The 12,889-nt window shown below is 51.6% G+C and carries 18 protein-coding genes and 5 tRNA genes; 3 read left to right on the forward strand and 20 right to left on the reverse strand.

The window, feature by feature from the left end:
- Nucleotides 1-1,263 precede the first annotated feature (1,263 nt).
- Nucleotides 1,264-2,058 carry a lamin tail domain-containing protein gene (locus tag AC1XDK_RS20155; RefSeq protein WP_483351769.1) on the forward strand — a complete coding sequence of 265 codons (795 nt, stop codon included), beginning with the start codon at nt 1,264-1,266 and terminating at the stop codon, nt 2,056-2,058.
- 21 nt (nt 2,059-2,079) lie between these two features.
- Here the strand turns inward: AC1XDK_RS20155 and AC1XDK_RS20160 are convergent, their stop codons facing one another.
- The 15 genes from AC1XDK_RS20160 to AC1XDK_RS20230 form a co-directional block, all read right to left on the reverse strand.
- On the reverse strand, nt 2,080-2,292 hold the full coding sequence (locus tag AC1XDK_RS20160; protein ID WP_483351770.1) for a hypothetical protein: 213 nt from the start codon (nt 2,290-2,292) through the stop codon (nt 2,080-2,082).
- A complete protein-coding gene (locus AC1XDK_RS20165) occupies nt 2,285-2,467 on the reverse strand; it encodes a hypothetical protein (protein WP_483351771.1) in 183 nt (60 codons plus the stop codon). The genes AC1XDK_RS20160 and AC1XDK_RS20165 overlap by 8 nt, the downstream gene beginning before the upstream one ends.
- Nucleotides 2,464-3,084 carry a hypothetical protein gene (locus tag AC1XDK_RS20170; protein WP_483351772.1) on the reverse strand — a complete coding sequence of 207 codons (621 nt, stop codon included), beginning with the start codon at nt 3,082-3,084 and terminating at the stop codon, nt 2,464-2,466. The genes AC1XDK_RS20165 and AC1XDK_RS20170 overlap by 4 nt, the downstream gene beginning before the upstream one ends.
- Nucleotides 3,085-3,086: 2 nt before the next feature.
- Nucleotides 3,087-3,482 (reverse strand): SHOCT domain-containing protein, encoded by a 396-nt coding sequence (locus tag AC1XDK_RS20175; protein ID WP_483351773.1) that lies wholly within the window; start codon nt 3,480-3,482, stop codon nt 3,087-3,089.
- Between the two features lie 2 nt (nt 3,483-3,484).
- A complete protein-coding gene (locus AC1XDK_RS20180; RefSeq protein WP_483351774.1) occupies nt 3,485-4,462 on the reverse strand; it encodes a DUF8159 domain-containing protein in 978 nt (325 codons plus the stop codon).
- Nucleotides 4,463-4,534: 72 nt separating this feature from the next.
- A complete protein-coding gene (locus tag AC1XDK_RS20185) occupies nt 4,535-4,957 on the reverse strand; it encodes a hypothetical protein (protein ID WP_483351775.1) in 423 nt (140 codons plus the stop codon).
- Nucleotides 4,958-5,061: 104 nt separating this feature from the next.
- Entirely contained in the window at nt 5,062-5,307 is a 246-nt protein-coding gene (locus AC1XDK_RS20190) for a hypothetical protein (protein WP_483351776.1), read from the reverse strand.
- A gap of 223 nt (nt 5,308-5,530) precedes the next feature.
- On the reverse strand, nt 5,531-5,767 hold the full coding sequence (locus AC1XDK_RS20195) for a hypothetical protein (RefSeq protein WP_483351777.1): 237 nt from the start codon (nt 5,765-5,767) through the stop codon (nt 5,531-5,533).
- 186 nt (nt 5,768-5,953) lie between these two features.
- Nucleotides 5,954-6,451 carry a hypothetical protein gene (locus AC1XDK_RS20200; protein ID WP_483351778.1) on the reverse strand — a complete coding sequence of 166 codons (498 nt, stop codon included), beginning with the start codon at nt 6,449-6,451 and terminating at the stop codon, nt 5,954-5,956.
- A 6-nt stretch (nt 6,452-6,457) separates the two neighbouring features.
- The gene (locus AC1XDK_RS20205; protein WP_483351779.1) at nt 6,458-6,898 is read right to left on the reverse strand and encodes a helix-turn-helix domain-containing protein; all 441 of its coding nucleotides are present in this window, start codon (nt 6,896-6,898) and stop codon (nt 6,458-6,460) included.
- 334 nt (nt 6,899-7,232) lie between these two features.
- Nucleotides 7,233-8,381, reverse strand: coding sequence for a hypothetical protein (locus tag AC1XDK_RS20210; RefSeq protein WP_483351780.1), 1,149 nt, complete (start codon nt 8,379-8,381; stop codon nt 7,233-7,235).
- The gene (locus tag AC1XDK_RS20215) at nt 8,374-8,622 is read right to left on the reverse strand and encodes a hypothetical protein (protein WP_483351781.1); all 249 of its coding nucleotides are present in this window, start codon (nt 8,620-8,622) and stop codon (nt 8,374-8,376) included. Before AC1XDK_RS20215 ends, AC1XDK_RS20210 begins: the two co-directional genes overlap by 8 nt.
- Complete coding sequence (locus AC1XDK_RS20220) at nt 8,615-8,860, reverse strand: hypothetical protein (RefSeq protein ID WP_483351782.1); 246 nt, start codon at nt 8,858-8,860, stop codon at nt 8,615-8,617. Before AC1XDK_RS20220 ends, AC1XDK_RS20215 begins: the two co-directional genes overlap by 8 nt.
- Nucleotides 8,853-9,764, reverse strand: a complete 912-nt coding sequence (locus AC1XDK_RS20225; RefSeq protein ID WP_483351783.1) for a hypothetical protein — start codon at nt 9,762-9,764, stop codon at nt 8,853-8,855. The genes AC1XDK_RS20220 and AC1XDK_RS20225 overlap by 8 nt, the downstream gene beginning before the upstream one ends.
- 113 nt (nt 9,765-9,877) lie before the next feature.
- Nucleotides 9,878-10,282 (reverse strand): hypothetical protein, encoded by a 405-nt coding sequence (locus AC1XDK_RS20230; protein ID WP_483351784.1) that lies wholly within the window; start codon nt 10,280-10,282, stop codon nt 9,878-9,880.
- A gap of 272 nt (nt 10,283-10,554) precedes the next feature.
- On the opposite strand from AC1XDK_RS20230, the gene AC1XDK_RS20235 reads away from it, so the two are divergent.
- Complete coding sequence (locus AC1XDK_RS20235; protein WP_483351785.1) at nt 10,555-11,736, forward strand: S8 family peptidase; 1,182 nt, start codon at nt 10,555-10,557, stop codon at nt 11,734-11,736.
- A gap of 51 nt (nt 11,737-11,787) precedes the next feature.
- A complete protein-coding gene (locus AC1XDK_RS20240) occupies nt 11,788-12,105 on the forward strand; it encodes a hypothetical protein (RefSeq protein ID WP_483351786.1) in 318 nt (105 codons plus the stop codon).
- On the opposite strand, the gene AC1XDK_RS20245 is transcribed toward AC1XDK_RS20240, so the two are convergent.
- The 5 genes from AC1XDK_RS20245 to AC1XDK_RS20265 form a co-directional block, all read right to left on the reverse strand.
- Nucleotides 12,087-12,173, reverse strand: a tRNA-Leu gene (locus tag AC1XDK_RS20245). The genes AC1XDK_RS20240 and AC1XDK_RS20245 overlap by 19 nt on opposite strands.
- A gap of 8 nt (nt 12,174-12,181) precedes the next feature.
- A tRNA-Ser gene (locus tag AC1XDK_RS20250) sits at nt 12,182-12,267 on the reverse strand.
- A 100-nt stretch (nt 12,268-12,367) separates the two neighbouring features.
- Nucleotides 12,368-12,453 (reverse strand) — tRNA-Ser (locus AC1XDK_RS20255).
- A gap of 10 nt (nt 12,454-12,463) precedes the next feature.
- Nucleotides 12,464-12,550 (reverse strand) — tRNA-Ser (locus tag AC1XDK_RS20260).
- Nucleotides 12,551-12,758: 208 nt separating this feature from the next.
- Nucleotides 12,759-12,858: transfer RNA gene (locus AC1XDK_RS20265), tRNA-Leu, on the reverse strand.
- Nucleotides 12,859-12,889: the final 31 nt, after the last annotated feature.

The following is a 12,889-nucleotide window of genomic DNA, read 5'->3' on the forward strand; positions in this document are numbered from 1 at the left end:
ACTTGGGCAGTAGCACGAGTAGCTCCCACTCGTCCAGGCCATCACAGAGGAACACCACCACGTGATCCCCCTTTTCGGCCCTTGATTGCGACGTAGGATTGGCCCTGATCGCAAAGGGTGGTAGGAGCGCACACACGGATCCCGAGAGCAGACCTCCCGCGTTAGCGAGTTGGTCATGTCCCGTCCCCCGCACTTCTACAGGGTCCACCCTTCTTTTTAACGATGTTGGTGCTCAGGGACGCCGTCGACCCCGACACACCCCGTCCTTCACCCGACCATCGTTTCCGCTGTCCATATGACCGTAGATATCGGGAGATAATGATCAACCGGCGTTTCCGATGTTACTATATCCCCGGAGTTTGGCTCAAAATCACCAACCACCCGTTCCTGAGTTTCCTCTGATTCCTGTGTTTCCTATGTTTCCTGTGATTCCGCTGATTCCTGTGTTTCTTCTGTCTCCAAACCACCGATAGACTGTCTGAGAGAGCCATTTCCACGCCACTGGTTACTTCCACGCCACTTTTTCGATGTCGAGGTCGACGTCCAGTTCCACGCCACGTCGGCACCCCCCATCTCGTCGAGTGTCTTGTCGACTGTCGAGACTACTGTCATGCTGTTGGTTTACATTGAGGGCATGACCCCCCGCAGAACCGCCAAATCACACCGATTTCCACGAAGATGAGCCGGCGGTGACACCGCTATCGATTTGTTATTTACCGTGATCTCTGTAACCCTGTATACTCTGTATTTTATGAATATATTGACGTCGACGGGTTCGAGAGAGAAATATTAGGCAATAAGACCCGCATTTTGCCATTATCAGTAACAAGGTTTACTTATAGCTAACACATATAAGATCATGTGTCATCTCATATTCGACTCTATGGCGTGCTGTGTGTTGTGGGTATGATTGTCGTTGCTGGTTGTACTGGTGTTGCATACTCTCCCTCTTCACCGACTGTCGACGAGCGCCTAACTGGATCTGAAGTATCTGGTGGGCCTCCTATTGTCCTTGAAGACTCGAGTAGTGGTGCAGGACACATTTCTCAAAAAGATCGCGCAGCAGGCGATACAGGACCGTCAGAAAGAACGGGAGATAATAGTGGGACATCGGGGGATGCTGATACTGGTTCTGGTTCTGATTCTGATTCTGCTGTGGTTGAGCCGACGCTTGTGGACTACAATGCGAGTGCGTTTGCTCAAGGGGAGACCTCGACGGAGACGGAGAGTAAGCCACAGTCGTATGAGGTACGTGTTGTGCGGGTGGTTGATGGAGATACGTTAGAGGTTCGCTTCTCGGATGGGCATACAGAGAACGTCCGGTTGTTAGGTGTGGATACTCCGGAGACGTACATTGATACGCAACCGGAGGAGTTCGAGGGAGTGAACGACTCTGATCGTGGTGCAGCTTGGTTGGAGGACTGGGGGATGTTTGCGAGCTCGTTCATGGAGCGGACGGTTGCTGGAGAGAACGTGACGATCGCGGTGGATGGGATGGAGGATCGGCGAGGATACTACGGACGTCTATTGGTCTACGTGTCGGATGGGTCTGGGGGGACGGTTAACCAGGAGCTTCTCGAGCGTGGGTATGCTCGGTTGTATGAGTCGACGTTTGAGAAGCGGGATGCCTTTGCAGACGCTGAACGGAAAGCGCAGGGGAACGATGTCGGCTTATGGAGTTACGATGGGACGGTGAATGAGAGTGCGGCTCCTATGGGGGAGTTGTCCGTATCGACGATTCATGCGGATGCTGCAGGGAACGATAACGTGAATCCTGGTGGGGAGTGGATTGTGTTGACGAATACGGGGAACGCGAGTGTTGATCTTGCAGGGTGGACGGTCTCGGATGAAGCAGACCACTCCTATACGTTCACTGAAGACGCGGGGTTGCTTGCTTCGGGTGAGTCGGTGCTACTCTCGTCGGGAGATGGTGAGGGACTTTCGGAGAAAGAGCACATCGTCTACTGGGGGTCGGGTGCTGTTTGGAACAATGGTGGGGATACGGTTACGGTGTGTTCGCCGAATCGGACGAGTGGGACGACAGTGACGTACGGGTAGGTCTCTGAAGTAAGAGCCGCGTTAGTCGGGGTCGAAGTAGCTGTATTCTCTGCTCTTTTCGGTTCCGCCTTGATACAGCGTCCAGCCGACGATGGCGAAGGTCATTGCTATCTGGACCTTGAGTTGGATGAACGGCACGATTGAGATGGCCATCAACAGGGCTCCAGTGTATCGCGCTGTTTTCCAAAACGATTTCCACTGTTTGAACTCCCGTGGAGGCTCTTCGTCAGTCATGGTATCCTTCTTCCTTGACGATTACCTTGTGAATGGAACGGAACAGGAGTATGCTCCCGATGATTGCCGTGGCCACTCCGAAAATTGGGTTGGATATCTTCCATACTAGAGGGGAGCTTAGTATGAAAACTGTCCCGATATTCTGCCACATCCAATAGAGTTCTTCATGAATCATTCTGTAGCCTTCTCCTTTCGAGACAGTGCTTTATCGACCGATTGCTCAAACTCGGCGTGGGTGATGTGTCCGGCTACGAATTGCTCGGTGACTTCGTTGACCGCTGTAACGTGTTCTGTTGTGCAGTCTACGTGCGTGGTTTCGAGGAGATCGCCACAGCCGGGACACATCCACGAGTGGACCCACGTTCCAGGGCCATCCCAGAGTGTCGCGACGGTGTCGTATTCCAATTGGCACGCTGAGCACTCTCCGGGGTGAAGGCTTGTTTCGACACCCTCCGTTAGGGGTTCTTCCGTATCCGACTCGGTGTCGTATTTCTTCGTCGACCCATCTTCTTCAGAAGTCGTGGACGTTTCCTGTGTGTCCGTCTCCGATTCAGGCCGGTATGTGTACCATAACGCTACACCAGCCAATATCGGGAGATAACGAAGGGGTGGTTCTGCAAAAAATGCAATTCCCAGGAAAGACATGACAACAGCTGATAGCCAGCAGATGATAGCTGTTCTCAAAAAGGCACGGAACAGAATCATCGGTATCTCACGCAATTGTGTGCCCGACTGCCGATCGGGATGGATGACGTAGCCGTTCTCGTTCCGTCCAAGGGGTTCTCGTGCCATGGTTAGTCCTCCACCTCTGCAGCCTGTAGTTCAGCAATCCGTTCCTCAAATTCCTCCTGGGAGATCTCGCCATGGGCGCGACGGCGTTTCAAGATCTCTATTGGATCCTCTGACTGACTCTCTTTTGCTATTTCAATCGATTTTCGATGGTCAAGATACCGGTTGAATCCTACCCACCCAAAGGCGATTAGTATCGAAACCACTGTCAAAGGGAAGGCAAACACAGACCCAGTTGTCCAGAGCATCCCAACCAGTCCATAGATTACTATCCCCAGGAAAGAGAGAAACAGACCGGAGTACCCGATAAATGGATCTCCATCATCATCATCATCATCATCATTGCCTGCACTCTCTGGGGGCGTCTCTGGTTGGTATCCGCGAGTGGTGTCTTGAGTCATGATTACGTGAGAACTTCGAGCGTGTCCACACATTTCTTTCCATACTCTTCTCCCGTTATCTCCCCTTGATTGTACTGGACGGCCCACTCGTGTTTGGCGTGCCACTTCCCGATGGTTCGCCCTTGGACATCTTCGACGATTGCGAAGAGTTTCCCGACTGTGTAGTTCTGTTGGATGGCTCCGGCATACGCGCCAGCGACAGCGCCGATCTCTCTTGCACTATCGACCGAGGTGCTTGCGACGGAGGTGTAGGTACATTCGAGATCGCCATCATCTTCGGCTTTGACCGTCGGACTCATACCGAAATCCTGAAGCGAGTACTTCATGATGGTCGCTGCCATCTTGGCGGATTCCTGGGCACTTGGTTTGGATTGCTGTTGAGTGGATGTGAGATCTCCGGATGCGAATTTGAGGGTTCGCTTCTCGGTCCATATCACGTCTTCCCCGGCTGGATCGAGGTCGATCAACTCGACTTGGAAGTCTTTCTTCCCGTGGTACCCGTAGAGCTGTGGTGCTCGGATCGTGAGTGTGTAGGTCCCTTTCTTCTTTCGTGGGAGCCGTTGAGATCTGGTTATCAGCTTCCCATTGATACGGACTTGTAGTACGGGTTCTCCGTGACTGGTGGAATCTGCACGGGGCATCCGAGTGTCTGCAGTGACTCGAACGTCGAAGTTTGAGAGCCCCGAGTCCGACTCTTCCTTGTTGATGAGTTTGACGTCGAACAGTCGATTCTTGATCGCCGGCTGTCTGGTGGTTGTTGCCGTTGTTGTCGTCGTTGTGGTGGTTGTCGGGGTCGTCGTTGTTATCGTCGAGGTGGTATCCGCTGCTTTGCCAGCTGCTTTTGCTTCTTCAGTCGTTGGCGTCGGGGTCGTCGAGGTCGTCTTCGGAGTGGTGGTTTTCTTGTCGCCGCTGCCAGAACAGCCGGCGAGGGTTGTTGCGAGTCCTGCGCCAGTGAGGATTATGAATTTCCGTCGTTGCATGGTGTCTATCCCATGCTTAGTTAGGCATGGTGATAAAGGTATGGGAAAGAAGGCGAGTTCTGCAACGGTGTTTCAGTGGTCGTTCCCCTGGGGTCCGACGGTGGAAGATAGGTCGAAAAGCCCTTCATCGGAGAGTTTCTCGTAGAGAGGGCGCGTCATTCGGAGAACTTCCCCAGAGCCACCGAACCCGACATCCATATCCAGTCCCACTTCTTCGATGGGCGGGGCTTTCTGCTCGTAGCGTTCGATCTCGAAGGTGGTCCTGAGTTTGTAGTTTGGATCTGGTGGGGAGAGCGAATGGGTAGAGGGAGTCTGATCGATCATTTTGATGTCCAGTATCGGGTATTGGTCCCAATCGTGGATTTGGAAGATGTTTTTGATCTTGTCCTCTTTTTTCTCGAGATATTTCTTTGTCGCCTTGCGCAATTTGGTGTGGACTAGTTGGGGTGGTTCATTTCGGTAGGTTTCTTTGACGAATGGATGGTCAGGCATCATCGAATCAGCTTTGCCACGGGTTTTTGAGGGTGCTGGTGACGCGACATCTGCGAAAAGAGGAGTTTCACTTGAAATCCGGTGTGTTTACACCGGAAATGGTGGGGTCACCAGGGCTGATAATCGTCGGCTGTTCGGTACCGACCGTCTTCCTCGACGACGAGTCCCTGATCAATTGCTGCATTGATCGCTGTTTTTGCTTCGTCGACAGTGAGTGCGTCCTGTTTGTTGATGTTGCAGATGATCACGCCGAGGTGTTCGAAGTCGATCGTCTCGGGCTGATTCGCGTCACTGGTGTTGTATTCGATTGTCCGTGCAACCCGGTTGATGGTGTCTTGGTCTATTTCGGTCATTGTGATCGGTGGGTCTGGGCCACTTTGTACGTGAGTCCTGCATTTGCTAAGAGAAAAATCCCACAGAAGATGAACACGAGATAGAATAAGTTGACTTGGCTTGCGGACAGTAGCCGAGTCTGATTATTGATCAGAAAGATGCCGATGATCCCTATGATCACTAGAAATCCCCCTGTGGCAGCGTTGATTATTGATTGTGCGATGAGAGGAGATGTTCGTATGCTCATCTCGTTTGTCTCTTCTTTTCTTTCTCGTACGCTTTTACAGCTGATGCGAAGAGAAAGAACCCGATCGGGAGATTGAGGAGGAAGATTCTGTCATGGGTGGTTGTGTACATAACCGCTGCAAAAATGCAGCATGCAGCACCACAGAGGCTATTGAGCTTCCAAGGTACCTCATACAAATCGTGAAGATCAATCGTTGTGATTCTCTCGTGGAGATTCTGAATGGAGTCCATCATTTGGATTCGCCACTCTCCTTCGATTCAAACCGATATTCCATCATCCCCGAAATGAGAAGGTAAACACTAGGAGGAACAACCAGCAGAGAGATCTGGTTAACAGTTGTTACGTATATCACTGTCCCGACGAGAAACAATGCTGCCCCATAGAGACATTTGAGCTCCGACCGTTTATGGATCAGTGATTTACTCGTTGCCATCGGTTTCGTGAGGGTCTTCGATATCTATTTCGACACCATCGTCGAGCTCGAGATCGGTGTCGTCGTGATCGTCTTCGGGAGTGGAGCTGTTCTTCTTCATCTCTTCAGCATGTTTCCCCATCTGTTCTACTACTTCCTTTGGCGAGAGGGGGCGAACACGGAATCGTCCTGGAAGACTGGGCATTGAGAGCCACTCTGGATGTTCGTCCCCCTCATTGTTAATGAGTGGGTTTTCGTCCCCTTCGATGTCATCGAGGAATGTCGAATGTTCTGCGAGTGGCTGATCACTTTCTCCCATCTCTCCCAGTACCATCTTTCGGAGGAGATCTTTATCCTCTTGGATGCAGTCGATGTGTGCCCAGCGAAGTTCGTTGTACTCGTTGTCGAAGTCACCGACTTCGATCTGCGTGTTCTGTTCGAGCGCCCCTTCACAGAGGCTGCATTCTGGTGCGAGACCGAGCGAGCTAGTTGTGGTATTCGTCATGAGTTGTTATTGTTGGGTAGTGGGTGTGTTTTTATCAGGGTTGTCCTCGAAGAAGTTGCGAAGTTTGATACAACTTTTCTTACTGGGTTTAACGCGTCCGGATTCCCACCTCGAGATTGTCGATCGAGGCGTTCCAATCGCTGCTGCTAGATCCTTCTGTCGAAGCCCTGCGTCTTCCCGTTGCCGTCTGATCTCGTTAGGGGAATACTCGGGGAGTTGGTTTGGGAGATCATGACTGGGATGGACGCAGTCTTGGTTCACATGATCTGCAATCGTGGATTCGCTCACCTCGAAAACGAAGGCGAGCTCACTGTGTGTCCAGCCATCTGCGTCCAGACACCGAATCGCGTGACACTCATTGGTTGAAAAGTCGCCACTTTGGATCGTCGTATTTCTCCGCTTTTGCAATTCCTCTTTTGACAGTGGTTCTATTTGTGCGTTGGACATTGGTTCTGATCCTTACTCTTGCTTAGTTGGGCATGGTGATAAAACCTCCGGATCCGTGCTTAATTGGGCAAGGTTAAAGGCAATCAGGAACCATAGTCGTATGTATGAATAAGATGAAGAATGACAGTGGGGAATTTGCGGCATCTCACAATGTCTCGAAGCAAGATGTCCTTTCGACGATGGACTCAAACGAACCGTATACGACCAGCGAAGTCGCAAGTGCTTTGCAGATCCCGACACGCACTGCATACAAATATCTGGATGAGCTGGTGAGCGATGAACAAATTCAGAAGAAGAAGCCGAACCAGACAACCGTCATTTGGTACCGATCTAGCTAGAACCCAGGTATGTCTTGGGAGGATGGGTAAGGATCTCTATTTTCCCGGATCTTGAAGAGTCCATCTTCATCAGAATCTTCGAGTACTTTCTGAATTCGATCATGCGGTGTGGATTTTGCATTAGATGGATTGACGTTGAATGTGATTTCGAAGGCTTCTCCCGTCATATTGAACCGCTCGATTGCGGTGATGCACATCTCCTCGGTGGTAGAAACCCTTTCGGAAGTTACGGTCACGTCCAGCACTTCGTCGTTGTAGTAGGCCTCTTGTACCTTCGCCAAATCCTTGTGCAGCTCCGATATCTCATTTGGCGCAAGTAAAACGCTGATATCTTGAGATCGACTGTGCCCGTGTTCGGACATCTCTACACTGGTTATTTTTGAGAAGTGGACATCGTTCCAGACTAGTGTTGGGACCAGGCACTGATCCGGGACGGTGGCTGGAGGATCTTTCGGCTGGGTTGCCCATCTCTTGGCTCGTGCTTCTTTCTTTTCTTCGTATAGCCGGTGGGCTCGTCCACGGATATCCAGTTTGAACACTTTCAGCTCATCCCGTGCATCTAGCGAGATGTCCCATCGAGGGATCGTCACGGATTCTTGTAGCACCCAGTCTGATTCAAGACGATCGAAGAATTCCAAATTTGCGCAACATCCTCCTTTGGGCTCTCCGATATAGATGAGTGTCTCACCGCCGCCGGCAGCGTACTGATCGAGTGCTTCGACACCCATTGAATCTCGAAGCGGTGGCCAGCAGAGCATGAGTGTTCGGTTTGGATGCTTTCGTGCGGTGTTTGGTGTGCCGTAGTGGACTGATGTGAATTCTGCACTTGAATTGGTGTGCTTATCCATGGGGAGAATCTCGCCACCATTTGCTTGGATGAGACTAGCCCAGTATCCGTGCCCAGCACCGATCTCGAGTAGAGGACTGTACTCGACGCATGTTCGAATTGCTTCCTCATTTGGTATGGCCCAGGCCCAATCATCAACGTATTCCTGACGGCGCTCGACGTCCGGTGGCTTGCTTGGTGGTGTCAGAAGCCCGCCCGGACCATTGGGGACCTCTGGCGGCCATCCTTCGGTCGATTCTGGAATGGGGTCTTCTCGAAGATCGTCTTCAGGAACCTCGTCAAGATAGGGATTATCCATCGTTCTCGTATGTGGCCGGTGTCTCCATTCGTTCGAACAGCTCTGCCTGGATGTAGGTGAGTGCGAGGCCTGCCGTTCTTGCTAAATATCTATCAGACTTCGCCCCTTCATTGTACATCACGTTGTGAATCCTTCTGAGCTCGCTTGTCTCTTTCTCGTCCAGGGTTTCCAGATCAAAAATCGAAGTCTCCATCTTTAGGTCGTCTAGGAGCTCTGGCGAGGTTATCTTAATCTTAGCCATGTTTCTCCTCTTCCAATTCTGTCGAAAGTCGAGAGACCATCTCTGACGCGAGGAAAGCTAGGACGCCAAGGTGATCAAATGTGAGTTGCTTATCGCCCTTTGAGTACTCGTGGATCTCTTCGTGTAGTTCCCGGATCTCCGAAAACTCCATCTCTTCGATCTCCTCGACGGTTATCGTGTTGTCTTCACGACCTAATTTGTCTTGTAGCTCCTCGGATTGTATCTCGATTTTATTCATTGTCTTCCTCCTGGTCGCTCTCGGTTGGCGGGAAGTTGGATGCAGGGATATAAGCAGTACCTCCTGTCTTCTCGATTGTGGTGATGAATTCCTCAGGTGTTGCTCGTGTCTCGATTGTTTCTCCATCGTGGATGGTGTTGCTGAATTCATCCACTTCGATCAGCCATGGCTTCTTTCCATCATTTACGTCATTAGGTACCGGAGGTAACCTACGACCGGCCATATGCCGTGTCTGTGGCTTTCTCATTGAATCAGCACGAAACATGATCCTCATGGTGTCGTAGTCATCTGATTCGTATGGGGCGAGTGCATTGTGGTCTTTGTACCAATCCTGGGTTTGTAGGTCGTCGAATGAATCGGCATTCGTGAAGATGGCAGTATCTTGATCTCGAATCAGACAGAGCCGCCATTCATCAAGGCCTTCGTATGTAGCGTCGCTCGATTTATCCTGACCTTCGCTCACAAGAGTGGTGTCATCTGGGTCAGTCCCATCATATCGCCGATTCCGCTCTGCTTGGAACATCCCCATGAGTGCAGCCACATCTCCATCCTCTAAATCGTCCATCAGAGGGTTGAAGGAGCCCATAACAACGTCCATCGAATTATCATCTGATCCCGACTGATCGAAGGTTGATATTAAGCTAATGTTCCCTTCGGAAGTGTCCTGAATCTTCTCGAGTTTTCCACCCGCAACTGCCTCTCCTTCATGTATTGCTACGATATGGCTCCCTACCATCTTCGAGAGCATCGTGATCTTCAGGTTCCCTATTGTTTTCACGTTGTGCGGTGGTGTATAGGTGAGGCTCCATCCGTTGTCTCGCTCCGAAATCGGGAGTGGCCCATCTAATCGAATGAATCCATCATCACCGACAACAACGGCAGTATCTGCGTCGTCTGACCCCATCTGGTCATCGATATAATCCGAGTGGACTACTCGCTCGGATGGCGAATTAGTATCTTGGTCCGACATGGTCGACACTGTCTGTGTCGGGGTTAAGAGGATACCGGGAAAAGGGATTAACGCGAATCAGTGAGCTGATCCATCGGCATTGTTGGCGCCTCTATCCGGAAGACTTGATTGGAATCATCTTGGTTACGCAGGACGAAGCAGTACTCATCGTCAAACGCGACATTGAAGATAAGCTCGCACCCACTGTCTGCCCAGCTCCTCCAGTTTCCTGGATCTCCAGCGGCGGGTGCAGTCGAAAAGTCCAGGCCACAGCTACATTGCCAGACAGCAGTCCCGTTATTCTCACCGTACATGGAATCGTATTCCATCGGCTCTCCACAGTCGCATGTCACCGTGATCTTGTGGCCTCTGACGAAGAACTGTCCGTCAAACTCCCAGTGATGGTAGTCTTCGTCGTGGGGACACTCGTGTGGGGCTGTTTTGTCGTCGGCTTTGGTAGCGGTTTTACTCATTGCTCACTTCCGAGATCTTGCACGCATGGTTCGTTTCGTTCTGGTGAGTCTCGAGTTTTTGACGAGCCGTTGTAAACGCGTCTTTGTCTGCTATCAGTGTGGAGCATTCGTCGTCGAGACATTCCACGTTGTAGTTAGAGTGCGTTTGGTCGGTGGGGCTTGCTGGTTCTATGGACATTGGATCTGTCCTCACACCATGCTTAGTTAGGCAAGGTGATAAAGGTACGGGTCCCGAACCTTGAACTATCTGGAGACGCTATTTACTATTGCTGATGTCTCTGCGTATTGTCTACGACACTTCTGTCACAACACTTGAAGAGAACGGTTACACTATCCTCGAAGAATTCGACTTTGGGAACGCTGGTCATGCAGTCCTCGTCGAAACACCCGAGAAGCCACTCCAGATCCAGTCTACAGCTGACGAAATCGGTCACGTCGACTATGACTTTGAGCTTGAACCGCTCGCGCTCGCAACGGGCGATTCGGATTTCCTTGCTACCTACGATGACGCGCGAAAACTCCACAATATCGCCCCTGATCTCCCCGGTAGTGGCGAGGGGACGACCGTCGCAGCTATCGACAGCGGTGTCGATACGTCGAAATCACTTTTCGACGATGTGAATTTTGAAGAGGTCGATTGCACTGGAGACGGGAACGGGGACCGTGTTGGACATGGAACGGCTGTTCTCGGACAAGTCACCCAGGTCGCACCGGACGCCGATCTTGTGATGCTTCGTGTCCTCAATGACGAAGGGCGCGCATCGTTGAGCACCGTCTATCGGGCATACGACTGGCTCGAGAGCCATCAAGACGAGATCGATGTAGTGAACATCTCTCTTGGATCGTCTCAGACCTCAACTCGGTTTGACCAGATACACAACGACCTGTTCGAGGAAACCGGGATTCAGGACGTCGTCGCTGCAGGCAACAGTGGCGGGCCAAGTGGCAGCCCAGCGACCGCGGCGAAGGCCTTCAGTGTCGGTGCATGTACTGAAGAGGGTGCGATGGCCGACTTCAGCTCGTACAACCCGAAGGCAAACAGTCCAGAAGTGACCGCACTCGGCGAGAACGTCAAACTCCTCTCGGCTAGCAATGTCACAATGGGAGAGAAAGTAACCGAGGACTGGGTGAAGGCGTCGGGGACGAGTTTCTCAGCACCGCTGATTGCAGGGCTCATCGCCAAAGGACTCAGTGCTGGTGAAGAGAACATCCGTGACCGACTAGTCGAAACGGCCCAGAATCTCAACGGGACGGAACGTGACGGTCATGGTCTCGTCGACTACCAAGCAGCTGTCCGTGATCTTGTTAAGGAAGATACTGGATCAGCGAAGGTGTGGAAGTTTGCGGGGACTGATTCGCTTTTCCTTAACAAAGACTGGCTCAAGACGGGGTCGTATGAAGTGACGAAGCGTGAGGAAGAGGGAGAGATTACTCTTACCTTCGAAAAACAGTAGTCACGGATTGGTGTATTAAATACTTATTAGTTTAGAAGACATAGTGGTTGTATGAACAACCCAAGCGACATTTTCAACACAAAACCAGACACCATCAAAGACCTGGAAGCACTAGACGACGAACTGAAGATTCCAATCGACGAAGTCCGTGCTGCTTGTGCCTGTGGGAACTTTGCGTACAACGATTCGTTCGTCGACACATGCCAGTGGATGGTTAACCACTATGGCCGTTGCAAATACATTCGAGACGATGGGAGAGAATACACTCTCCGAACCACCTATGAGAATGGGAAAGTGGAGAAGGGAACGATAGACCAATCAGTAATTGGCGACCACTTTATCTTCCCAGATACTACCGCCAGGATTTGAACCTGGAATCCCCGCCTTGCGAGACCGAATCTTAAGTTCGGCGCTTTGAACCGTTTGGCTACGGTAGTGCTTTTGACGCCAGAGGTCGGATTCGAACCGACGGGGCACGATGCCTACCTGTGTTCCAGACAGGCCCCTTGGCCAGACTAGGGTAACTCCGGCATGCTGCAAACGCCAGGAGAGGGATTCGAACCCTCAACTCCTCTCGGAGGTCAACTTGGTTTCAAACCAAGGCCCATACCATTCGGCCATCCCAGCACAACGCCGTGGACCGGATTTGAACCGATGAGGCAATGACGCCCAACCGCTTTCGAGGCGGTCGCCTTACCAGACTAGGCTAACCACGGCATGCTGCAGACGCCGTGAGCCGGACTCGAACCGGCGGTCCCATAATGGGAGTACCCGCGTAGCAGGCGGGCTCCTTACCAGACTAGGTTATCACGGCAAACTGCACCCAGACGGATTTGCACCGCCGAACTCCTACGAGACCACGCCCTCAACGTGGCGGGTTTGTCTACTTCCCGTATGGATGCTCCAATTTTAATTAGAGCGCATTGGGCTCTTCTTATTGAACGGTCAACGCAGACGCTTGAATTAGATGCGTCATACCGGCGCTTATTGAATCGAAATACGCACCCCGTTCAATAAGAAAGTGAATCGGGTAGGATTCGAACCTACGACCATCTCTCTCGATTAACGCCTATGCACGGCGTTCTGAGCGCCGTCCCTTCGGCCAAACTCGGGCACCGATCCAAAATGGAGTAAAGAGAAACGACTGACTGGT

Source organism: Haladaptatus sp. HS23 (assembly GCF_056892285.1).